The organism is Oceanirhabdus seepicola (genome assembly GCF_023684385.1).
Classification (GTDB): Bacteria; Bacillota; Clostridia; order Clostridiales; family Clostridiaceae; genus Oceanirhabdus; species Oceanirhabdus seepicola.
The window spans coordinates 720,780-744,664 of the sequence record NZ_JAGSOJ010000002.1 but is presented as its reverse complement, the minus strand read 5'-3'; the positions used below and the strand labels follow the sequence as shown (position 1 = coordinate 744,664).

At 30.9% G+C, this 23,885-nt stretch carries 15 protein-coding genes; 4 read left to right on the top strand and 11 right to left on the bottom strand.

From position 1 onward, the window contains the following. Nucleotides 1-21: 21 nt before the first annotated feature. Entirely contained in the window at nucleotides 22-1,311 is a 1,290-nt protein-coding gene (locus KDK92_RS10965; protein ID WP_250859296.1) for a hypothetical protein, read from the bottom strand. Nucleotides 1,312-1,883: 572 nt separating this feature from the next. Between KDK92_RS10965 and KDK92_RS10960 the strand changes: the two genes are divergently transcribed. Continuing rightward, nucleotides 1,884-2,930: a PTS sugar transporter subunit IIC gene (locus KDK92_RS10960; RefSeq protein ID WP_250859295.1), complete on the top strand. Its 1,047-nt coding sequence runs from the start codon at nucleotides 1,884-1,886 to the stop codon at nucleotides 2,928-2,930. 390 nt (nucleotides 2,931-3,320) lie between these two features. Here the strand turns inward: KDK92_RS10960 and KDK92_RS10955 are convergent, their stop codons facing one another. From KDK92_RS10955 to KDK92_RS10925, 7 genes are all read right to left on the bottom strand, one after another. Further along, nucleotides 3,321-4,658: a Y-family DNA polymerase gene (locus KDK92_RS10955; protein WP_250859294.1), complete on the bottom strand. Its 1,338-nt coding sequence runs from the start codon at nucleotides 4,656-4,658 to the stop codon at nucleotides 3,321-3,323. A gap of 355 nt (nucleotides 4,659-5,013) precedes the next feature. Continuing rightward, nucleotides 5,014-5,877: a decaprenyl-phosphate phosphoribosyltransferase gene (locus KDK92_RS10950; protein WP_250859293.1), complete on the bottom strand. Its 864-nt coding sequence runs from the start codon at nucleotides 5,875-5,877 to the stop codon at nucleotides 5,014-5,016. A 99-nt stretch (nucleotides 5,878-5,976) separates the two neighbouring features. After that, complete coding sequence (locus tag KDK92_RS10945) at nucleotides 5,977-6,879, bottom strand: DUF1574 domain-containing protein (RefSeq protein WP_250859292.1); 903 nt, start codon at nucleotides 6,877-6,879, stop codon at nucleotides 5,977-5,979. A 120-nt stretch (nucleotides 6,880-6,999) separates the two neighbouring features. Further along, nucleotides 7,000-8,475, bottom strand: a complete 1,476-nt coding sequence (locus KDK92_RS10940; protein ID WP_250859291.1) for an MBOAT family O-acyltransferase — start codon at nucleotides 8,473-8,475, stop codon at nucleotides 7,000-7,002. A gap of 91 nt (nucleotides 8,476-8,566) precedes the next feature. Continuing rightward, the gene (gene glyA / locus KDK92_RS10935; RefSeq protein ID WP_276575940.1) at nucleotides 8,567-9,799 is read right to left on the bottom strand and encodes a serine hydroxymethyltransferase; all 1,233 of its coding nucleotides are present in this window, start codon (nucleotides 9,797-9,799) and stop codon (nucleotides 8,567-8,569) included. A gap of 268 nt (nucleotides 9,800-10,067) precedes the next feature. After that, nucleotides 10,068-10,592, bottom strand: a complete 525-nt coding sequence (locus KDK92_RS10930; RefSeq protein WP_250859290.1) for a GNAT family N-acetyltransferase — start codon at nucleotides 10,590-10,592, stop codon at nucleotides 10,068-10,070. A 368-nt stretch (nucleotides 10,593-10,960) separates the two neighbouring features. Next, on the bottom strand, nucleotides 10,961-13,306 hold the full coding sequence (locus tag KDK92_RS10925; RefSeq protein WP_250859289.1) for a sensor domain-containing protein: 2,346 nt from the start codon (nucleotides 13,304-13,306) through the stop codon (nucleotides 10,961-10,963). A gap of 302 nt (nucleotides 13,307-13,608) precedes the next feature. On the opposite strand from KDK92_RS10925, the gene KDK92_RS10920 reads away from it, so the two are divergent. The 3 genes from KDK92_RS10920 (at nucleotide 13,609) to KDK92_RS10910 (ending at nucleotide 19,238) form a co-directional block, all read left to right on the top strand. Beyond that, nucleotides 13,609-15,546: a Cache 3/Cache 2 fusion domain-containing protein gene (locus KDK92_RS10920; RefSeq protein WP_250859288.1), complete on the top strand. Its 1,938-nt coding sequence runs from the start codon at nucleotides 13,609-13,611 to the stop codon at nucleotides 15,544-15,546. A 339-nt stretch (nucleotides 15,547-15,885) separates the two neighbouring features. Continuing rightward, entirely contained in the window at nucleotides 15,886-17,823 is a 1,938-nt protein-coding gene (locus tag KDK92_RS10915) for a Cache 3/Cache 2 fusion domain-containing protein (RefSeq protein WP_250859287.1), read from the top strand. Between the two features lie 308 nt (nucleotides 17,824-18,131). Continuing rightward, the gene (locus KDK92_RS10910; RefSeq protein WP_250859286.1) at nucleotides 18,132-19,238 is read left to right on the top strand and encodes a tRNA-queuosine alpha-mannosyltransferase domain-containing protein; all 1,107 of its coding nucleotides are present in this window, start codon (nucleotides 18,132-18,134) and stop codon (nucleotides 19,236-19,238) included. Nucleotides 19,239-19,639: 401 nt separating this feature from the next. Here KDK92_RS10910 and KDK92_RS10905 read toward each other — a convergent pair whose 3' ends face one another. From KDK92_RS10905 to abc-f, 3 genes are all read right to left on the bottom strand, one after another. Further along, nucleotides 19,640-21,130 (bottom strand): PH domain-containing protein, encoded by a 1,491-nt coding sequence (locus KDK92_RS10905; RefSeq protein ID WP_250859285.1) that lies wholly within the window; start codon nucleotides 21,128-21,130, stop codon nucleotides 19,640-19,642. Then, nucleotides 21,120-21,614 carry a PH domain-containing protein gene (locus tag KDK92_RS10900; RefSeq protein ID WP_250859284.1) on the bottom strand — a complete coding sequence of 165 codons (495 nt, stop codon included), beginning with the start codon at nucleotides 21,612-21,614 and terminating at the stop codon, nucleotides 21,120-21,122. The genes KDK92_RS10905 and KDK92_RS10900 overlap by 11 nt, the downstream gene beginning before the upstream one ends. A gap of 79 nt (nucleotides 21,615-21,693) precedes the next feature. After that, on the bottom strand, nucleotides 21,694-23,589 hold the full coding sequence (abc-f, locus tag KDK92_RS10895) for a ribosomal protection-like ABC-F family protein (RefSeq protein WP_250859283.1): 1,896 nt from the start codon (nucleotides 23,587-23,589) through the stop codon (nucleotides 21,694-21,696). Nucleotides 23,590-23,885: the final 296 nt, after the last annotated feature.

The following is a 23,885-nucleotide window of genomic DNA, read 5'->3' as shown; positions in this document are numbered from 1 at the left end:
ATATTAAATTAAATTTCTAAATTACTTTACTAAAGTTGTTTCGCTTTGTCCTAATAAAGTTCCTTCAGCATTGAAGAATTTAACAAGAACTTCTTGGTCTGCTTCTACTGGGAATAAATCTTTAGCAGTTTCTCCAACTACAACTTTATCATCATGAAGAGCTTCCATGTCTTCTCCAACTTTTGTGAAGATTTGGTAAGTAGCAACTTCTTCAGCTTCACAAGTTACAGTTACATTTCCACCAAACATTAATTTTTCTAAAGTAGCTACTGCTACAAAATCTTTAAGCTCTATTTCTTCTTCTTTTTCAATTTTGAAAGAAGCTTCTTTACCTAATTCAGTATTAACTTCTCCAACAAAAGTTCCTTCTGCATCGAAGAATTTAATAGTAACCTCTTGTCCTTCTTCTGCTGGGAATAAATCTTCAGCAACTTCTCCAACTACAACTTTATCATCATGAAGAGCTTCCATGTTTTCACCAACTTTTGTGAAAATTTGGTAAGTCGCAACTCCATCATTATCAGCAGTAACTGTTACGTTAGCACCAAACATTAATTTATCTACAGAAGTAGTAACAGCAACTGTTGCAGAAGCATTTTCAGTTACATTGATAACTTCCATTCTTAATGCATCATACTTTTCGTCACTTTCAGGTTTGTTGATCTGAACGTCAAGTAAGTAGTATCCTTCTTCTTCGAAAGTGTACTCAACTGGCTCGCCACTCCACTCAGTAGAAATTTCTCCCCACTTGCTGTTAGCGTAGTCATAGAAGTAAACTTTGAATTCGCTTCCTTCTTCTACTCCAGTAACACTGTTGATTGTAACAGTTTTACCATTCATAGTGTAGTCAATTTTCTCACCAGCACTGAATCCTTCTTTATCAGCATATAAATGATTGTAGTGGAAAGTATCATATCCTGATTTAACGTCTTCTTTGTAGTGCTCAGTTTCAGTTACATCTACGTCTGCTCTTTTAACCCAAACAGAAATAGTGTTTTGTCCTTCTTTAAAAGTTTCAGGTAACTCCATGTAGTATGGAACTGATGGATCTACTGCTTCACTGTACTCTGTTTCTGTCCAGTTTCCTTCTGCATCGTAGAACCAAACTTTGTATTGAACTTGTCCTTCTGCTTCTGAAGTAATGAATACTCCCATTTCATCGCCAGCAATTACTTCACGATGAGCGTTGAAGAACTTAACATTTGTTGGTACTGTAGTTGTACCTTCAGCTCTTGTTGGCATAACGCTTACAGCACTAGCAACCATCAAGCCAGCTAAAAATAAGCTGATTTTTCTTTTAATAGCCTTCATTATTGTAGTCCCCTCCTGTTTAAAAATATATTTATTTGTTTATTTTGGTTAGCATGTCCATAATAGCTTGTACCAATTGTCAACCATCCCTACCGTTGCATTCAACTGATGCAAGTCATCATTATCCCATTATAAGAATATCATGCTCATTCTATTATATATTACATATTCATTTCAAGTCAACACTTAAAATCATCCAGACCATAATTCATCTGCGATTACTGTCTATATAATAAATAACGTACGATATAGATTTTGGTTGCAATCTTTTTGATATTTTTTAATTTCTTAATTTCTTAACAAATTAACTTTGCATTGCTTTTTTCACACATTATTAAATACGTTAAGTTTTAAATTTTAGTTGCACTTTTTTCAAAAAAACTTTTAAAACTTTTTATTCACTTAATGATTGTGAATTTTTCCTGTTGTTTTTACACACATATATAAATACGTCACTATATTTATTTTAGTTGCACATTTTTAATTTATTTTTCTTTTTTTCTTTACTCATATGTAAAACATTGATATACTTTTAATGTATATACAGCTGTGTATATAAGGGAGGAGTTTATATGATTGATAAAAAAGACAATAATGAAATCAATTCAGGTTCTAAGTTCTTAAAGAAAGTCCTGAACAGATATTTTATAACAGGTTTGAGTTACATGGCATTAGGTTTATTTTCTTCATTAATTATAGGGTTAATTTTGTCACAATTATCTCAAATACCTTTTTTAGGTTTTCTTAAAGAATTTTCAGCTATAATAGGAGCAAAATCCCCAGTTGTAGGGGCAGCTATAGGATGCGCAATAGCTTATGGTTTTAAAATGCCTCCTCTAGTAATCTTCTCATCAGTTGCCACTGGAGCTTTTGGTTATTCCCTTGGTGGACCAGTAGGAGCCTTTGTTGCCGCTGTAGTTGGTGCTGAATTTGGGAATTTAGTAAGTGGTAAGACCAAAGTTGATATTGTTGTGATTCCATTAACTACAATTATACTTGGTTCTTTAGCAGGGAAATTTGTTGGACCACCTATATCTGAATTCATGATCTATATGGGAGATATAATTGATGTAACAACAAAACTTCATCCAATTCCAATGGGTATTCTGGTTGCCGCTTTAATGGGAATGTTCTTAACTGCCCCTATAAGTAGCGCTGCCATTGCAATTTCTCTTGGGCTTGATGGATTAGCTGCTGGTGCTGCTACTGTTGGATGTTGCGCTCAGATGGTTGGATTTGCAGTTATGAGTTTTAAAGCCAACGGTGTAGGAGGTTTAATTTCACAAGGACTTGGTACTTCAATGTTACAAGTATCAAATATAGTTAAAAAGCCTCAGATATGGATACCACCAATACTTGCAGGTGCAATACTTGGCCCTATATCAACTTCAGTACTTAAAATGACAAATAATCCTCTTGGTGCTGGAATGGGTACAAGCGGCTTAGTAGGTCAATTTGGCACATGGGCTTCTATGAGTTCAACAACGCCACCCGCACAGTTAATAATAATGATTCTAATAATGCAGATAATCGCACCAGCATTATTAACACTTGGTTTTTATTATATAATGAAGAAAATGAATTGGATTAAAGACGAATACTTAGCTTTAAATCTCTAAAGAAAAGAAATTCATAATGAAAGCTTTAGAAGAAGCTTAGAATGGAAACTTTTAAAGGAAGTTGAAAGTTGACAATAAAATAAAGGTTCTGACTTATGTCAGAACCTTTATTTTATTGTTCTTTAGCACAAAGTGATTTTACTTATTTTATCTTGCGATAAAATATTGTATTTATAGTAAAACCTTATTATTTTTTTTAAAAAATATTTTCACTGGTTTTATCAACGAATAAACTCTTGGATTTCAAGTACAATGCTTCAATCTAAATGAAACGAGTATCCGGCTCTTATTCATTGAACAATACAATTAAAATTTCACGGAGTGAAATGTCAATCGTTGTCCGTTGTCAACTGTCCGCTGTCAACTTCTTTTAATCTCTCAACTATGTCTTTAAAGAATGCTGCTCATTACAGGATAACTCTCTGCCCCAGCTCCACCTCTAATAGGTTTCAAACCACTATGAATAAACTTAGCTCTCACAACAGCATCTGTTCCATATTTCATCCTTATTCCGTCAATTACAGAATCTAAACTCTCTTTTTTCTTTATATCTTTATAATCGAATAATGTTAATTGCCTATTCTTTGAGGTAGATAGATGTGATAATCGTATTCCCAGGTGTCTTATAGGTTCTCTTTTCCACATTTCATCAAACAATCTTATCACTTCTATATATATATCATCTGTACAGTTAGTCTCATATGCCATGACCTTTTGATGACTATAGTTTATAAACTCACTGTTTCTTATGGAAACCGTTATACATTTGCATATATTCCCCGAGTCTCTAAGTCTCATACTACAAGTTTCAACCAAGGACATTAATACCATATGAGCCTCTTCCTTAGTATCAACATCAAATGATATTGTAGTTGAATTCCCTATCCCTTTCATCTCTATATAGTTTTCTCTTCTTACCAAAGAATGATCTATGCCATTTGCATATTCCCAAACAAGTTTTCCATGACTCTTCATTCTTTCTTTAAGAACTCCCACCTCACATTGTGCTAATTCCCCAATTGTATTGATTCCAATAGTCTTTAGTTTTTTTTCTGTTGCTCTCCCCACCATAAATAATTCCCTCACCGGCAAAGGCCAAAGCTTGTTCTCAATCTCCTGGGGAAAAAGTGTTGTAGATGCATCTGGTTTCTTAAGTTCCGATCCCATCTTTGCTAGAAGTTTATTATTAGAAACCCCTACACTCACCGTAAATCCTAATTCTGATTTTATCCTCTCCTTAATCTTTATAGCAAGTTCATAAGGATCTCTTTTAGCATCTTCATTCTCACTTACATCTAAAAAACATTCATCAATTGAATATCTCTGTATTGTTGGTGTATACTCACTAAAAATATCAAACATAGCATTACTACTCTTAATATAAATATGAAACCTTGGTGGAACCACTGTAAGCTTTGGACATTTTATCTTGGCCTCCATTAAAGACTCTCCTGTTTGCACCCCAAATTTTTTAGCTGGAATAGATTTAGCTAAAACTATTCCATGCCTAGATTTAGGATCCCCTCCCACAACAGAGGGAATTTCTCTTAAATCCACACCCTCACCATGTTGCAATCTATATACCGCATCCCAAGATAAGAACGCCGAGTTAGCATCTATATGAAATATTATTCTATTTTTGCTCTTCTTCTTAAAAAACAAATCATCTTCATATTTATTATTTCTATATCTATTATCTTTAACGTTATCAAAACTTGCATAACTCATAAAACCCCAAACGCCCCCTTTAGAAATTCCCTTTTATTATATATTATACACGAACTTAAGTTCTTATTCTATATAAAGTTAAATTTTAAAAGAAGTTGGAAGTTGAGAATGGAGAGTGGAGAACGTAGGATGTTTATGCTCCTTGAGCAGAAACTAGATTTTATCGACCTTTAGACCAATAGAATTTTACTCATTTTATCCAAGGATAAAATATTGCACCTAAGATACAATGTTTCATTCCTAATGAAACGAGCAAAATCTTATTGTTACTTAACCAATAAAATTAAGGTTCTGACCTTTGGTCAGAACCCTCCATCGTTCTCCACTCTACACTCTCCACTCTCAACTATGTTTCCTAAAGCGCCACTGCCCATAAGCATGTCACTAACCATAAAACAATATTCACCAAGAAGGGTTTATCCTGAATAAATACCTCTTCCGGTGCTCCACCCATTTTGTTAGTACTCAGAAGCATCTCATATCTAAGGGTTCCGTATATAACAAATGGGATTGTGTATATCATCCGTGCATATTCTGTTCCATCAATACAATATAATATGTAACTGATTATAGTCAACCCAAGTAACATAAGAAGTATTCTATCCACATATTCCTCGCTGTATTGAGAGAGGGTTTTTCTATGAGTTCCAGCTCCTACCTTTAAAAGATATAATTCATTCTTTCTCTTTCCAAAACCTAAATATAGTGAAAGTAATCCCGTACAGATTATTATCCAGCTGGAAAGTTTCACATCTATTGCTACTGCTCCAGCTGCTACTCTCAATATAAATCCTGCAGCTATGCTCATCACGTCTATTATAGCTATATTCTTTAGTTTATATGTATACAGTATATTTAATACGGCATATAATAATGTAATCCTTAATAATAGGCTATTAATATTATAACTTATACCACATGCAGCAAATATCATAATAAAGGCTAATATGTATCCTTCTTTAAGAGAAACCTTTCCACTTGCAAGAGGTCTGTTCTTTTTCACTGGATGCATTCTATCCTTCTCGATATCTGAAGCATCGTTTATTATGTACACAAAAGATGATACAAAACAAAATGCAATAAAAGCTTTTATTGTTACAAAAATATTATCAGTATTAGTAAAACTTCTTGAAAATATCAGTGCACAAAATACAAATCCATTTTTTATCCATTGTTTAACTCTAAAAAGCTTTAAATAACTCTTAATCTTCTCCATCATATTTAATCTCTCTCTCAATATTTTCCCTAAGGGTCGGCTTAAAAATTACTTACCCTTTGTTTCAAAATGTGAACGGTTCTTTCACTTTTTGAAACAACTTTAGGGAAAGTTTATTTTAAAACGATCCCATAGTATCTTAGAGAATTTATCTGCCCCTTCCTTATCCAAATGAGTTATATCAGTAAAATCATTAATATTAAACCTAGCATCATAAGTAAAGTTCAAGTATACCCCATCTTCTCCAAGACTATCATTAATATATTGATTAAATTCCTTTAAATACTCATCAGTGTAATTTATAAGTTCATTTTTTCTAAGTGGCGGCATAACCACTATAACTTTAATATTTTTATCTTTGCAATACTCTATTATCTTTTCAAAATATTCCTTCTGTATAGGCAGCATCTTACTTTCTCTAGTTACAGTATCCGTTTCGCTAGGTATTCCTGGAATTATAAACTGCCCATTTCCTTTTAAATATCTCCTATTCTCATCCTCTTCTTCAAATATGCTGTTCCATCTCAAAAGAAGGTTATTTTGTAATTCTGTCATTCTCCTGTTCATATCTTCATTAAAATGAAATGAGTAATCCTTCATATATTCGGGATCTAAAAGACTTTTATAAATATAATTTCTTGTATCTGCTATAAAAGAGAACTGAAAATAATCGGTTCCAATAAGCACGCTGTTTGGTAAATTATTATTCTTCTCCAGATATAAAAGCTTGTAATACATTTGATTATATGTATCGTTATCATGTGCAAAATTATAGGTATTCACATTGAACATATCAGGATTTATTCCTCTATACATCCTGGAATTTCCTAATATAATAAGATTATATTCTTCTTTTAATGCATATTTAAAACTTTGCTCTATCTGCATTTGTGTGTTTGGTCCATATACTCTTAATAACTTTTCTTCAGTGGCACCTATAAACAACCGAAATGTCACAACAAACAAAGTTATGAATATAGTAAATTTTAATATAAATTTTTTCATATGCCCACCTCATATGGAATGATTTAAATTTTGTTGCACTATTCATTTCAAATCTCCAGTGTTTTAAGGATGTTTGAAGTGGATAGGGTTACAAAATTTCATTCTATATTTAAATTCCTTTTAAAATTGAAAATAAATAAAGTTTCCATCTTCAAATACTGCAAACAATATTATTATAATTAATATAAAATAATACGAAACCCATCTCATTACTATAGGCTTATTGTGCACACTCTCTATAGCGTCATCTCTTCTACTAATTGCTTGAGTCACGAGTAATATTAGTACACTGATAAACACTATAATTAACCTCTCCTTATCCACCCCTGAAGGTAATAAGATATCCTTAATATATGTTAAACTCTTCATATTCCCAAGTCCATTGAACATATTCTTGCTTATGTACATTGCATCACTTAATGATTCTGCTCTAAAGAAAACCCATCCATAACACACCAAAGAGAATGTTATAATTCTTTGAATCATCCCATGAAGCAAATTAAGTATTGGTATATTATCTATTCTTGTAATCTTGATAATTTTCTCCTTTAAAGGTTTTATTATTCTACCAATTACAAGATATACACCATGAAGGGCACCCCATATAACAAATGTCCAATCCGCCCCATGCCATAATCCACTTACAAGGAATGTTATGAAGAGATTAAAATAAACTCTTTGTACCTTTACTCTGTTTCCTCCTAGCGGTATGTATACATAATCTTTAAACCAACTTGATAATGATATATGCCACCTTTTCCAAAATTCACTTATACTTTTTGAGAAATATGGTGATTTAAAGTTCTCCATAAGGTCAAATCCTAATATTCTTGCTGATCCAATGGCAATATCAGAGTATCCTGAGAAATCACAATATATTTGAATAGCAAAACATACCGTGGCTAGTATGAGAGGAAATCCATAAAACTGTTGAGGTGAATCATACACCCTGTCTACAATTATGGCGATTCCATCTGCAATAACCATCTTTTTAAAGAATCCCCATAACATTCTCCTCAGTCCACTTACTATTCTATTATAATCGAATTCATGTTTTTCATAGAACTGTGGCAACAACCTATCCGACCTCTCAATTGGTCCTGCCACTAATTGTGGGAAGAAGGTCACATATAAAGCAAATATTCCAAAGTGCCTCTCCGCCTTTCTTCTTCCCCTATATACATCAATAGTGTAACTCAGTGTCTGAAATGTATAGAAAGATATCCCCATAGGAAGAAGTATATCAAAACTTCTTACACTATATTCCAGAGTGAATAATTCCATCACTGCCCTTATACTATCATTAAAGAAGTTAAAATATTTGAAAAAGAACAATATCCCTAGATTAGATGCTAAACTCAAATATAAAAACCTTTTTCTTTTCTTTTTATCATCCTGCTTTTCCATCATTATACTAGCAAAATAATCAATCACAGTAGATATGATAATCAGTATTATATATTCCGGCTTCCATGCCATGTAAAAATAGTAACTAGCGCCTAACAAAAGCGCCCATCTGTATTTATGAGGAATCATAAAATATGCTATTGTTACTAAAGGAAAAAATATCAGAAATTCAAAGCTGTTAAAAAGCATACATTGTCCTCCTAACTTTTTTATAGAGATTCTTTATTAAAGTTAATTTATTCAAATAGATTATTCTTTTTTCTTTATTCTTTCTTCTCTGTTATTTGTATAGTTTTTTCTTCTCACAAAGTCTCTTAACCCTGTCTTTCGCTGGAGTAAGGTCATTAAGTGCATTATCTATTGCCCAGGAAATTATATCTGCTATCTCAACTATATCCTCCTGAACAAATCCTCTTGTTGTAACAGCTGGAGTTCCCATTCTTATTCCACTTGTTACAAAAGGACTTAATGGTTCAAATGGAATAGTATTTTTATTTACAGTTATTCCAATTTCGTCTAATAATCTTTCAGCATCTTTACCTGTTATTTCTTTATTCCTTAAATCAACCAATACCAAATGATTATCAGTTCCACCTGATAGTATGTTGAAGCCTCTCTTTTTTAGTTCTACAGACAATGTTTCAGCATTTTTAAGTACTTGTTTCATATATTTCTTGAAATCTTCACTCATTGCCTCCTTGAAACAAACTCCTTTTGCTGCAATGACATGACACAGAGGGCCTCCTTGTATTCCAGGGAATATGCTCTTATCTATAAGTTTTGCGTATTTTTCTTTACAAAGTATAGCTCCTCCTCTTGGTCCTCTTAAAGTCTTATGAGTTGTAGTTGTAACAAAATCAGCATATGGAACTGGGTTCGGGTGTACTCCCGCCGCTACAAGTCCCGCAATATGCGCCATATCCACCATTAAATATGCTCCTACCTTATCACATATCGCTCTAAACTTACTAAAATCAATTACTCTTGAATATGCACTAGCTCCAGCAACAATCATCTTAGGCTGCTCTTTAATTGCAATTTTCTCAAGCTCGGTATAATCTAAATACCCATCACTCCCAACACCATATGATACGAAATTATATAATTTTCCTGAGAAGTTAACTGGACTTCCATGAGTAAGATGTCCTCCATGAGTAAGATTCATTCCCAAAACCTTATCTCCTGGTTCAAGTATAGCAAAATAAACTCCCATATTAGCCTGTGAACCTGAGTGTGGTTGAACATTTACATGTTCAGCTCCGAATAATTCTTTCATTCTATCTCTAGCTATATTTTCTACTATATCAACAAATTCACATCCACCATAATATCTCTTATTAGGATATCCTTCAGCGTATTTGTTAGTAAGCTTTGAACCCATAGCCTCCATAACAGCCTCACTTGTAAAATTCTCCGAAGCTATAAGTTCGATCTTGTCATTCTGTCTTTCTTCTTCATTCTTAATAGCCTCATATATGTCCTTATCAAATTCTTTTAAATGTTCCAATGTCATAAAATTTCTCCTCTCTCACGCATCCACCATTATCATATATAAATTTAGCAGATTCCATTCTTTTGTATTATTCAAAATATGTCCTAATATTTATTAAAATATTCTGAAGCATGAAGAATATTATCATTATTTGTTCTTTATTTTCTGTTCTTTGTTCTTTCTTATTCGTTCTTTCTTCTTTATCATTTCTTCTTCCTTAAATTATACCACAAAATCCATATTTTTTATTATTAAGGAATTTGAAATTTTTCCTTAATAAGTTATCACATTAATCGTGCTTATATCCACGAGTTAAAACCATTCTTATAAGTTTTATTCCTTTCTTCTCCACTTGCTCATCATAAACAAACCCAATTTTCTCATATAATTTTATAGCTCTTTCATTGCTGCTTAATACTTCTAAATTTATTTGTTTCATCTCCAATTTCTTAAATGCATATTTACTTATTATCTTTATAGCTTCTTTAGCATATCCCTTTCTAAGATATTGCCATTCACCAATAACCATTCTTCCAAATTCACAGTTTTTCTCTTTAAAATCTATTGAATAAAGTGCTACACTTCCAATAATTTTTCCATTTTCTTTAACCTTTATCACAAACATTATATCGTCTTGTCTTTCTTCATATCTACTAAACCAGATTCTTTGCATCTCTTCATCTATGCCTCCATTACTCAAAAACCACTTTCGTATCCTCTCATCATTTTTCCATTTCATTATTTTAAAAATATACTCTTCTCTAACACTGACAAGTTCTATTCTATCACCATCTAGAATAATATTTTTATCCATAAAACCCCTTCTCTTAAAATTTAACTCATACTTATTTTATGCTTCTCAAGCCCCTTTGGACACTAAAAAAGCACGGTGCACCGTGCTAAAACCTTTCAAAAGAAGTTGAGAATGGAGAGTTGAGAGTTGAGAACGTAAGATGTTTTTGCTTACGTAAAAACTACATCTCATCGGTCTTTAGACATGAAAGGTTTACTCATTTTATCTTTGGATAAAATATTGTATTAAAAATACAATGTTTCATTCCAAATGAAACGAGTAAACCCCTCTTATTCCTTAAACAATACAATAAAAATTTCACGGAGTGAAATGTCCAACGTTCTCCCCTCTCCACTCACAACTCTCAACTTCTTTTAAACTCTTTCTTATTAAATTCCACTAAAATATTTACTTTCAACTTCTTCCGATGAAATTGGCTTACTAAAGAAATATCCTTGTATAATATCACAGTTCAATTCTTTAAGTATTATTAACTGTTCTTCACTTTCTACCCCTTCTGCAACAACCTCTAAATTTATTTTATGCGCTAGTTGAATTATACCATCAACGATAGACTTCTTATTGTTGTCATTCTCTATGTCATCTATAAATGATTTATCAATCTTTAATATATTTATTGGTAGTTCTTTCAGATAGCTTAAAGATGAATATCCTGTTCCAAAATCGTCAAGTGAAATATTAATCTTTTTTTCTCTCAGTTGTTTAAGAACCTTAACATTATAATCAAATTCTTTCATTAAAGAGTTCTCAGTTATTTCAACTTCTAAGAGTGTAGGGCATACTTCACAATCATTCATTATTTTTTCAATCTCTTGAATAAAATCTTCATTCTGGATTTGCTTTGGTGAAACATTTACTGATATTGTTCCATACTCAAACCCCTGTTTCTTCCATTCCTTATTCTGTCTTGTTACTCTTTCAATTACCCATTTGCCAATTTTACAGATTAACCCTCTCTCCTCTGCAACTTCTATAAATTCCATTGGAGAAACAAATCCAAGTTCCTCACTATGCCATCTTAGAAGAGCTTCAAATCCTGCGATCTTGTTATTGTTAATATCTATTTTAGGTTGATATACCAGATGTAGTCCATCATTATCAAGAGCTTCCCTTAATCCTTTTTCAATTTTATCTCTTCTCATAATATTCTCACTTAGCTCTTTATCGAAGAAAGTAAATTTATTTTTACCACTTCTTTTAGATTCATAAAGTGCTGTATCTACATTTTTAAATATCGTGCCCCTATCACGTCCATTATATGGGAAAATCGCAATTCCCATACTCAATCGTGTATATATTTCCTTATCGTCTATAGATAATGGGGTCTTCATAACTTCACTTAGCTTTCTACAAATACTTGTGATTTCATTTATATCTTCAAATTTATTAATGAGAATAATAAATTCATCTCCTCCAATTCTAGAGATAAGATGCTCATTATTTGTTACTTCTCTCAAAATATTGGATACCTCTATCAATACTTTATCACCGACAGCATGTCCTAGTGTGTCATTAATTATCTTAAATTCATCAAGGTCAATTGCAATCAGTGCCCCTTTTGTGTTATTCTCATTTGAATTTTTTAATTCTCTCTCTAATGTGTTAAAGAATAATGCTTTATTAGGTAGATTAGTAAGCATATCGTAATTTGCAAGAAACCTTATCTTTTCTTGGAATTCAATCCTCTCGCTGATATCTGTTAGTGCGCCTATGAACTTTAAAGGTTTACCTTCATCATCTTTTATCATTTTCCCTTTGAAATATATCCATTTATACCCACCATCAAAGGTCTTCAATCTGAATTCACATTTAAAAGACTCTTCTTTATTCTTAGCATGCTTAACATAAGCTCTTAATATTTTTGACATATCTTCTTTATGTACTATTTTTTTTAGATACGATAGAAAGCTATCATTATTTGAATTAGCACAGTTCAAAATAGTATACCATCTATCTGATACAAAATACCTATCAGTGCCAATATCCCATTCTAATATACCATCATTAGTAATTTCTAATGCTGATTTATATCTTTCCTCACTATTTCTGAGTTCTCTTTCCCTATTCAAAAGTTCATCATATTGTGCTCTAAGTTCCTCTTCTGCAGCTGCTAACTGTGAATATACTGCCGAAAGTTCCTCATAACTATTTTGAATTTTCAATTCATTTTCCATATGATATGTTATATCTCTGGAAATGGACGAGGTTCCAATGATTTCACCTTTGCAATCTTTGATGGGGGAAACTGTAAGAAAAACATATATTTCAGTACCATCTTTTCTTTTTCTCTTAGCTTTTAATCCCTTAATCTTAATTCCATTTTTCACATCTTTCTTTATTTCATTAATTTCACTTTCATTATCTTCTGTATAAAGAATAGATATATTCTTTCCTACAGCCTCTTCTTTTCTCCACCCATAAACATTCTCTGCTCCATTATTCCAACTTGTTATATATCCATTGATGTCTTTTCCTATTATGGCATCATCTGAATACTTTATTATATTGGCAAACTTCATAGCTCTGTCTTCTGCAATTAAACGTTCTTGGATCTCATCATTTGATTTTTCCTTAACTATATTTAATTCTTCTATATGCCTACCCATACTAATTATTCTATATCCTAAATACCCAAAAATTACAATAAGGAGGATTCCCATTGTAATAACTATATGTTTTATACTCATAACTGCAGCAACCATTAGTCCAAACATCCAATAATCCCCTCCTGAAGTAATACAATTACTTAATATATTATTTTTATTAGTACATAGTTTCACTTTTTGTTATCGTTCATTTTTCCGAATTATTTAGATATTTTAAATTTATCATTAAAAATTTTTTTCTTTTGAAAATTACAATGATTCTGCTCCTTTTTAATAAACCTAAAGCTAACTTATTTGATAAATTTATTATATTTTGGAGGAATGACTATTTTTTTGTAGAAATGTATATATACACATTAGTGCATATATTACAGCTCAATAATTACTATATTAGTATAAGGGAGAAATTTATGAGCATAAAATCAAAACTTTTATGGAGTTATATATTCCTTATTATCTTTTCTACAACTCTTTTAGGAAGTATTCTAGGCTCAAAAGCTGAAGTTGCCCTTTCTAAAGAAATTGCTGCAAAAAGCGAAACCATCTCAAACTTGATACTTGACATAGTAAGTGTACGAAATAACTTATTATTTGATAAAGTATCCACAGACCTTAAATATGCTTCAGAAATTTTAGAAAGCTATGGAAATTTTCGTATTGATCATGATGAAAATATAAATATTAAGGGAACTTCCCTCCCAAATTTATATGCCGGGGAAGAAGATTTAATAAATTCCCATGACTATATTCAAAAAGTTGAAGATGTAACTGGAGCTGTTTGTTCAATTTTTTTATTTGATTCTCATAAACTAATTAGAGTAAGTACTAATGTAACCGAAAATGGGAAATCTGCATTTGGTACATATATAGATTCCACCTCAGAAATATATCATAGGATTACAAATAAGGAATCATATTATGCAAGAACTCGTTTTGAAGATTCTTGGTATATTTCTGGCTATGTTCCATTGTTTGATGAAGACAATAATTTAATTGGGGCTTTAGGTTTAGGTCATGAACAACTAAATGATTACCTTGAAGAAGTTATAAACGAAATTACGATAAGTAATACAGGATATGTTTATATCGTAAACTCCTCAGGTGATGTAATCTTCCACCCTACCCTTAAAGGAGATAACTTGTTCAACTATGATTTCGCGCAAGATATCATACAAAGAAAATCTGGTTCAATTGAATATGAATTCCAATCAACTTGGAAAATGGCTGCATTCACATATTTTGAACCTTGGGATTGGCATATCGTTGCTACCGCAAATTATGATGATATAAATTCTGCTTCAAACTCAATAATGTATACCGCACTGGCTATTGGTATTATTGTATTATTTATAGGAATTATGATTGCATTATTTTTATCTCATACAATCATTAAACCAATCATGGATTTAAAATCGTGTATGGAAAAAGTTACAGAAGGGGATCTCAGTGTTCAATCTAATATAGACAGCAATGATGAAGTTGGCGTGCTTTCAAGAAGTTTCAATACACTTGTAAAAGAAAATAACAAACTCTTAGAAGAAACTCGGGAATATAATAAACTCAAAGTGGAGTTTTTCTCAAACATATCTCATGAATTGAAGACACCGCTAAATATTATATTCACCACAACTCAGCTTCTTGAATATAAATTCACTAGAGCTGAAGAAGTTTCACCTAATAAACTAAATTCTTATCACGCAACAATAAAACAAAACTGCTATAGATTATTGAAGCTAGTTAATAATTTAATTGATATTACGAAAATCGATTCAGGTTACTTTGAATTAAATAAAATGAACGTAAACATCGTAGAAATAATAGAGGATATAACTCTTTCTACTGTTGATTATGTTAATTCTAAATCAAGAAAAATTATTTTTGACACAAATACAGAAGAGAAAATAATGGCGGTTGATCCTGAAATGATGGAAAGAATAATACTGAATCTTATTTCAAATTCCATAAAATTCACATTACCTAATGATACAATAACTGTTACTCTAACTGATTTAGGGGATAATATACAATTATCTATCAAGGACACTGGCATTGGGATAGCGCCTGAAAAACAATCAGTAATATTTAAACGTTTTAGACAAGTTGATAGATTACTGAACAGAAATCATGAAGGCAGTGGTATAGGATTATCCCTTGTTCAATCTCTGGTAAATATGCATGATGGATCAATAACTGTAAAAAGCCATCTTGGAAAAGGTAGTGAGTTTATTATAACTTTACCTGCAAGCTTAACAACTAAGCCTAGTGCTAGATGTAACGTGGATGCAGCAACTTCTGATGAAGATAAAGTAAAAAAAATTCACATTGAATTCTCAGATATATACTCATAAATCTTACAGAACTTTCAAAGTTACAATATTAGTTAGGCTCTATTTTCTGTCTTTAGAATTTCAGGCTATTTAAAAAGCTCTAAATCAAGGAACTAGGCGAGCAGTGGAGTGTACGAATTATGTACTCGAGCAGCGCAGAGAGCCTTAGTGACGCAGAAATCGAGCTTTTTTAACAGTCTGAAGTCAATTTTAAAATTGACTTCTTATATATTTTGGGAGGAATAAGTAGATTTTTATAGAAATATATATATGGTCTTTATTTATATAGAAATTTTTTAGGCGTATCAAAATAAATATGCCTTATCCAAAATATACGAGATAAGTATAGAGGAGAAACTTATGAGTATAAAATCAAAGCTTTTATGGAGTTATATATTTCTTATTATCTTTTCCACCGTTCTTTTAGGAAGTATTTTAGGGTCAAAATCTCAAACAGCTCTTTCTAAAGAAATAGGTGCTAAAACTGAACAAATCTCCACCTTGATACTTGATATTGTAAGTGTAAGAAATGACTTATTATTTGATAAGGTATCAACTGACCTTAAATATGCTTCAGAAATCTTAGAGAGCTATGGGGATTATCGTGTTGATTATAATCAGAAAATAACTGTTAAAGAAAATCAACTTCCAAATTTATATGCTGGGGAAGAGAGCTTAATAAATATAGATGAATATATCAAAAAAATTGAAGACGTAACTGGAGCTGTTTGTTCAATTTTTGTATTAGATTCTAATAAACTTATTAGAGTAAGCACTAATATAAAGAATAATGGGGATTACGCTTTAGGCACATGTCTTGACTCTTCATCAGAAATATATAATAGAATCACAAATAAATTATCATATTATGGTAAAACTCCTATAGAGGATTCTTGGTATATTTCTGGTTATATTCCACTTTTTGATGAAAACAATAATGTCATTGGGGCTTTAGGTGTTGGTCATGAACAATTAAATGATTATCTTGAAGAAGTGATAAATAAGATTCAGATAGGCAACACAGGATATGTGTATATTTTAAATTCAGCTGGTGATGTTATCTTCCATCCTAAAATCAAAGGTAAAAACTTAATAAGTTATGATTTTGCACAAGATATTATCCAAAGAAAGACAGGTTCCATAGAATATGAGTTCCAATCTTTTTGGAAGATGGCTAAATTCACATATTTCAAAGAATGGGATTGGTATATCATTTCCACTGCTAATTATGATGATATACATTCTTCATCTAAAACTATAATATATACTACAATATCTATAGGTATCTTTGTGCTATTTGTAGGTATAATGATTGCTCTCTTTTTATCAAATACTATCGTTAAACCTATTATGGATTTAAAGTCATGTATGGAAAAAGTGTCTGAAGGTAATCTGGACATCCAAAGCAAAGTAGAAAGTACCGATGAAGTGGGTGTCCTTTCTAGAAGTTTCAATACACTTGTAAAAGAAAACAAAAAACTTTTAGAGGAAACACGAGAATATAATATACTAAAGGTAGAATTTTTTTCGAACGTATCTCATGAATTAAAAACACCCTTAAATATTATATTTACCACAACTCAACTTCTTGAATATAAATTTAATAGTGATGAAGAACTTAATCCTCAAAAGATAAATTCCTATCATAATACCATAAAACAAAACTGTTATAGATTATTAAAGTTGGTTAACAATCTAATTGATATTACAAAAATAGATTCTGGATATTTCGAATTAAATCTGCTAAATGTTAATATCGTTGAGATTGTTGAGGATATAACACTTTCTACAGTTAATTATGTTAACTCAAAATCTAGAAATATTATTTTTGATACAAATACTGAAGAAAAAATCATGGCCGTAGACCCTGAAATGATGGAGAGAATAATGTTGAACCTAATTTCAAATGCAATAAAATTCACTAAACCTAATGATACAATAACTGTTACCTTAACCGATTTAGGTCATGTTGTAAAGATCTCAATCAAAGATACAGGTATAGGAATTGCCCCTGAAAAACAATCAGTTATCTTCAAGCGTTTTAGGCAGGTTGATAGATTACTCAACAGAAATCATGAAGGAAGTGGAATTGGATTATCCCTTGTAAACTCTCTTGTAGCTATGCATGAAGGCTACATAAGTGTTAACAGTGAACTTGGCAAAGGTAGTGAATTTATTGTCACAATACCTACATCATTGGTACCTAAACCTAACGATAACTCAATAGTGGATGATACAATTTCTCATGAAGATAAAGTAGAAAAAATCCACATTGAATTCTCAGACATCTACTCTTAAAAAAGAAGTTGAGAGTGGTGAGTTGAGAGCGGAGAACGATGGATTGTTCTGACTAAGGTCAGAACCTACATTTTATTGTTCTTTAGAACAAGAAGAGTTTACTCATTTTATATAAATATAAAATCTTGTATTTCAAATACAATGTTTCATCTATGATGAAACGAGTAAACCTTTATTGTACAAGGAACAATAAAATTAAAATTTCTCAGAGAGAAATGTCCAACGTTCTCAACTCTACACTCTCAACTCTCAACTATGTTTTACCTTTCCCTACCCCCTGACAACATCTAAACGGAGGAACTACAATAATGTCAAAGAAAATTTTAATAGTCGAGCCTTTCTTTTCAGGCTCACATGCCTCATGGGCGAATCAATTTAAAGAACTTAGCTCTCACGATATAGATATTTTAAGCATGAAGGGTCAATTTTGGAAATGGAGAATGTATGGTGGTGCAATAACACTTGCTGAAGAATTCTTAGCTGGGAATTATACTCCAGATATAATCCTCGCTACTGATATGCTGGATCTTACAACATTTCTCTCATTAATCAGGCATAAGTTATCCTCTCATGTGAAAATTGCTGTGTATTTTCATGAGAATCAACTTACCTATCCATGGAAAAATGATAGTGTAGATAAAAAACTTAACAGAGATATTAATTATGGATTTATGAATTATACAACTGCACTAGCTGCTGATTATGTGTTATTTAACTCAAGTTACAATATGAATTCATTTTATGATGAACTATCAAATCTGCTAAAAAAGATGCCAGATTATAGACTAAATGACACAGTTGAAAAATTGCGAAACAAATCATCTGTTCTTCCAATAGGTATGCATCTTTCAAAACTTGATACTATAGTAGAAGACGTTTACCATGAAGATACCCCTTTAATTCTATGGAATCATAGATGGGAATTTGATAAAAATCCTGATGATTTTTTCAAAGCTTTATTCATATTGAAAGAGAGAGGTTTAAAATTCAAGGTGGCTATACTTGGTGAAAACTATAAAAATTCTCCTCAGATTTTTGAGAAAGCATTCTCTGTTTTAAAAGAAGAAATTGCAGCTTCTGGTTTCATGAGTGTGAATGAATATCGTTCATGGGTAAAAGCTTCTGATATTATTCCTGTTACTTCTAACCACGATTTCTTTGGGATAAGTGTGATGGAAGGGGTATACAGTGGATGTTATCCAATTCTTGCAAAAAGATTAACTTACCCAGATCTATATGAACACCATAATAATCCTGAACTTTTTTATGAGGATTTCGATGAACTAGTAGAAAAACTAACTTTCGCTATTGAGAACATTGAAGATATCCGAAAGAAAGACTTTAAATATCTAACTGTAGATTATGATTGGAAAAATTTAATTTATACGTATGATGAACTTTTTGATAAATTATAAAAAATTAAAGCTATAAAAATGCTTTTTACTGCATTTTCATAGCTTTAATTTTTGTTTATTAATCTGAATCTTTTATTCACATGTATTTGTTTTACAAATATATCCTTCTTGTAGAAGTTGAAACTTTGTGGAGAACTTCTACTTGCTCCTTATCAACATTAGCTGCCAATGACGTTATCGATGCTAGAATGAAGAGCACACTAGTTATTAGTATAACTTTTATAACCTCTTTGCCTTCGTTTTATCTCCTCCATATATATATATTTATTGTTATTTAACCTAATTAAATATAACATAATTTTTTATATATTTGTAATTTTATAGTCTAAAATGCACTATATTAAATCTGAATGGTTATAATATAAGGTTGAATGGTTATTCCTAAAACTTGCCTATTACTTCTATAGTATTAAGCTTCCATTTATTTCTTCCATAACCTCTCTATCAATGTGCTTAACAGTCTTAAGATCATTAAAACTATTTGAGTATATATCTATGGAATAATCACATACCTTTTTGCGCTTTTGAAATATGCTTTGTTTCTGCACTATAGATTGTACGCTCTTTTGCGATATTATGAACATCTTCTTTTTTAATGATCCATTACATATAACAATATTTTCTTTTGAAATACCTATTCCATTATTTAAATATTTTCTAAATCCTAATATTATCTGTACTATGGCTACTACTATCACGATTGTCAACTTTATATACCTTGGTATTCTTATATAATACAGTACTACACCTAACAACAATATACTCATTATAGTTCTAATAAAAAGAAATTTTGATAGAACATTTTTCTTAGAAAGTATAATCTGTTCTTCACAATTAAACTCCTTAAATATATCTTTAATAATATTATCTTTCAATTTTTTATTAGCTATAGGATATACTATAGGTTTAGTCTTATCATCCTTTTCCTCACCATACCCAACTATAGCCGCTTCCATACTATACACTCCTAAAAGTTGGCTCCCCAATGATTGAGATATATTTATAGAGTTAACCTTATTTATTGAAAAATTATAAACTTTTTTGCTAAATAATCCATATTCAACATATATATTATCTCCCCTTCTACAAAGGGTGAAATTGAAGTATTTTATATATTGTATAACAAAAGATACTATAGTTGCTAAAATATAAAGTATTCCAATTCCTAATATTGCAGTAATAATTATAATATATATGGGGATATCTATAGCCTTATCTCCTATATCTCTTGTGACTTTTGAAATTACGTTCATACTTTGATTTTTGAGTTCATCTGTAATTAGAAAATCAAAATTATCAAGCAGAAAATAAGTTCCTATAACCCAAGTAAGCTTACTTTTAGTTAGAGAATATATAAATATATCTTTTTTATTCATTTTATAACTTTTTTCTGAATTACTTTTATCACTTTGATTTTGGCTGTAATCTTTCACTCCTGAAATAGTTTCTTTTCTATCTTGTTCCTCATCATTAATCTGCAATCTTTCCTTAAATGCTCTTGCTTCATCTACTTTTATTGTAACATCTAATTCGGCTTTACCAGTTCCTACAATCCCGCTGTTAACTTTTAAAGTGCAAACATTAAATATTTTACCTATAACTGTTTCCTTTATATCTATAGTACTTATTTTATCTATAGGGATTTCCTGTTTCACTTTGTGAAATAATCCTTTTTCGGATACAATCATCTCATCTTTTATATAATAAATAGTTTGTCTCCATTTTACTACTGCAAATATTGCTTTTACTAGGAATACCAGTATTAAATAATACAATGAAATTTTTAATACTACTTTTAGTATAAATATTAAAAAAATCAATTCCTTGTATAAGAACTTTATAATGTCTTCAACAATTGTACTCCAGTGATTTCTATTTGGCTTATGCATCATTTTCAATCACCTTTTTCTTTATTTTATCTTTTAAATATTCACTTATTTCTACGGCTTTTTCTTTCTCAATATTAGGTATAACATGTGCTCCACCAGCAGTATGTATTTTTACATTTACAAGATTAAAACGTTTATTTATTATACCTTGTTCCATCGTTATTTGTTGAATTCTTATTATAGGTATTATAGTTCTTTTTGTTGAAAATATTCCCTCAACAAAATCAACCTTGTCATTAGTAATCATATATTTCCATTGTGCATATTCAATTGCAGGATATATAAATGTATTCAATATTAAAAATGCCACTATGATTCCTATAACTGAATATAGATATATAGAAAAATCACTTACCCACCCAATTTCTAATACTTCTTTAGTAAAATAAATAGCACCTAATAATATAATTGTCACTATTACTGTAGTAATTAATCTGGCTATAAACCATGATCTTTTTGAATGTTCACTTAATCTATTGTACTCCATAGCCTTTCCCCCATGTTAATATTTATGAGACATTATAACATATATCTTTCCATTTTTCCATTTATATTCCACGTGTTCATCACATAGCCCATTCTGACCATTGTTCAAGAATATTATCCAACTCTTTGATTTTTTCTTCTCTCTCATAATGTAGTTCTTTAAGTTCCCCATAATTATCCCCTATGGAATTCATTTTTTCATCAATCTCTCTTATCTCTTCCTCTAATACTGAAATTCTATTTTCCAGTTTAGTTACTTCTCTCTCAATTTTTTTATTCTCATCTACTCTTTTTGACTTCTTTATCTTTTCTTTTTTTTCTTTCGGCTGCTCAATTACTTGTTCCTTACTATTACTTTTTTCTTTCTTATAGAAATCGTAATTTCCATCATAATTTACAAAATTATTATTATCAATTTCAATAATCTTATTGCTCATTTTATTGATGAAATACCTGTCATGTGAAATAAAGAATACGGTTCCTTTAAATTCTTCTAAAGCATTCTCTAAAGTTTCAATTGATTCAATATCAAGATGATTTGTAGGCTCATCTAATATTAATAAGTTTATATCTTCATATAATAGTTTACTTAATTTAAGTCTTACCCTTTCTCCACCAGATAAGTGCTTCACCTTCTTATAAGCTTCTCCTCCGAAGAACATAAATTTAGATAAAAACTCTCGTGCCTTTCCCTCAAGTATGTTAATATCTTCTCTAAAACACTCAACCACTGTTAATTCTTCATCGTTAAAAGATATATTTTGAGGCAGATATGCAACTTTAACATTCTCCCCTATCTTCACTCTTCCTCCATCTGAAGATTCTTCTCCTAATAATATCTTTAAGAATGTTGTTTTACCACTTCCATTAGCACCTATAAGTGCAGCTCTTTCTTGATATTTTATAAGCATATCTGAATCTTTAAAAAGAACTTTATCTTCATAACTCTTACTTAGCTCTCTTGCAACAATAACCTCATTTCCCGATCGTTCTGTAGCACTGAAATTCATCTTCATGTTCTGTTTCTCGAACTTAGGCTTATCTATTCGCTCCATCTTATCAAGCTTTATCTGTATACTTGCAGCTCTCTTAAAGAACTTATTATTATCAGCTCTAAGTGCCCAATCTCTCAAATCCTTGATTGTATTCTTCATTGATTTTATCTGTTTTTGTTGTTCCTTAAATTGATGAAATTGTTGAAGCATATCTTCATCTTTCTGTTTCACAAAATCAGAATAATTTCCCTTGTAGGTTATACACTCCATATCTTCTATCTCTATAATCTTGCCCACAGTATTATCTAAGAAATATCTATCATGGGATACTATGATAACAATTCCTCTGTAGTTCTTTATATAATTCTCAAGCCACTCAGCAGATTCCATATCCAGATGATTTGTTGGCTCATCAAGCAGCAATATATCAGGAGTTTCAAGTAAGATTTTACCTAGTATAACTGTAGTTTTCTCCCCTCCACTTAACACCTTAAATTCTTTGTTCAAGAATGCTTCTTCTAGCTTTAATCCTTTACATACTCTGCTCATTTTCTCTTCCTTATCATATCCACCTTTTGCCTCATATGCCTGTTGTAGATAGCTATACCTCTTTAAGGTTTTATCTAACTCTTCACCATTTATTTGTGCCATTTCACTTTCTAATGATTTCATCTCAACTTCAATCTCAATCAACTCTTGAAAGGAAATATTCAGAATATCCCTAACAGTGTAATTCTCAGGATACTTATGAACTTGTTCAAGATATCCTATGCTCTTCCCTCTAGGTATACTCATCCAGCCATCATCATGTCTAGTCATTTCCTCAATTCCAGCTATCATCTTTAAGACCGTTGTTTTCCCACATCCATTAGCTCCAACTATTCCAACTCTTTCATTATCATAAATATTGAATGATAAATTCTTAAAAACCAGTGTAGCATCTAAATATTTTTTTATATTATTAAATGATAATTCTACCATTTTATTCACTCTCCTCGTTATGTGTTTTAAATGCTATCAATGATTATTTCCTTTAATACTCTTATTAGTGAAATCTCAGTTCCAAGTATTGCATTACTTTTTATAAACACAAAAAAGCCGCAAGAAGATTGTTCTTCTTACAGCCTAAAATTCAACGTAAAATTATTATAATAAGATTAGAATATGAACCAATATAAACCTATGCCTATTTTATTACAGCATAAATTCTTATATCTTATTAAATATTACTATTTTAGTAATGCAAGTTATCTTCCAAATTACCAATTCCATAAAGA